This is a genomic window from Rickettsia sp. TH2014, from assembly GCF_019249195.1.
GTDB lineage: Bacteria > Pseudomonadota > Alphaproteobacteria > Rickettsiales > Rickettsiaceae > Rickettsia > Rickettsia felis.
The window spans coordinates 1-1402 of record NZ_MXAX01000164.1; the positions used below are offsets into that span (position 1 = coordinate 1).

Consider the following 1402-nt stretch of genomic DNA (forward strand, 5'->3'; position numbering starts at 1 on the left):
GTAGATATTTTATATAATCTCAAGTCTTATGATAAATCTCTAAAATTAAGCAAAAAAACATATGACAGCAAATATTTTAGTAGTAGATGATACACAACAGAATATAGAGTTACTGGAAGCTAGGTTATTAAGTGAATATTATACGGTGTTTACAGCAACGAGTGGTAAGCAAGCATTAGAAATACTAGCTGCAAAGAATATAGATGTAGTATTACTTGATATCATGATGCCGGAGATGGATGGATTTGAAGTATGTAGCAGAATAAAAGCAAACCCAGCTACTACATATATACCTGTAGTAATGGTAACAGCTATGGATGAAAAGGAAGCAAGGTTGCAAGCATTAGAGGTAGGGGCAGATGAATTACTGATGAAACCTATTAATGATCTTGCCTTATCAATACGATTAAAGGCACTTACAAGAACCAAAGCACTAATAGATGAATTAACTTTGCGAAATAGTACAAATGCGACACTTGGAATTCCTATGATGGATATGGCAGAAGATACTCATTTAAGAAAAATTAAAATAATAGATGATGATACAGTTAGATCAAGAAACATCAAGACTATACTGAGCAAATTGACGGATCATATAGAAATAATCAGTAATATAGAAGAAAAGGATAATAAACATAGTGAAGAAAATGTCAGTAATAAAGATAACACTGATTTAGTCATTATAAGTTCTACACTCGAGGCATATGATCCCTTTAAAATAGTTGCGTGCATTACTAATAATCCTAATATGCAAGATACGATAATAGTAGGATTATCGGATGAAATAGATGAGGAGAAGTTAAAAAAGGGAGTAGAGCTTGGGGCACAAGATTATTTTATGTATCCAATAGATGAGATAGAGCTACAAATAAGAACGAGGACATTATTAAAACGGAAAAGGTATCAAGAGAATATACGCAACCATTTGGAGAAACAGCTAGATCTATCCATCAAAGATGCAGTAACAGATCTATATAATAGACATTATTTTGATTTGCATGTGATACAGATGGCGAAGAGATCGCATGAGTACAAGAATACGGTATGCTTATTAATGTGTGATCTAGATGATTTTAAGTTGGTAAATGATAAATATGGTCACCAAGCCGGAGATGAGATATTAAGGCAATTAAGAGCAGTATTAAAGAGAAGCTTTAAATTAACAGACTTAGTGGCTAGATATGGTGGTGAAGAATTTGTAATATTAGTAGATGATATATTAATAGATGGTGCAGAGGAAGCGGCAGAAAGGCTATGCCAAAAGATAGCCGCAATGGAGTTTAATATATCAACAGTGCCGGAGCAGCTTAGGAAGACCGTTAGTATAGGAGTATCAGAATATAAACAAGGAGAGCAAATTGAGCAGTTCATAGCAAGAGCAGATAAGGCTATGTATATGGCT

1 protein-coding gene is annotated in these 1402 nt (G+C 33.7%); it reads left to right on the top strand.

Annotation, left to right across the window (positions count from 1 at the left end; genetic code table 11):
* Positions 1–61 precede the first annotated feature (61 nt).
* Positions 62–1402 (top strand): PleD family two-component system response regulator (locus KYQ89_RS03130; protein WP_218460364.1); only part of this gene is annotated, 1341 nt, incomplete at its 3' end.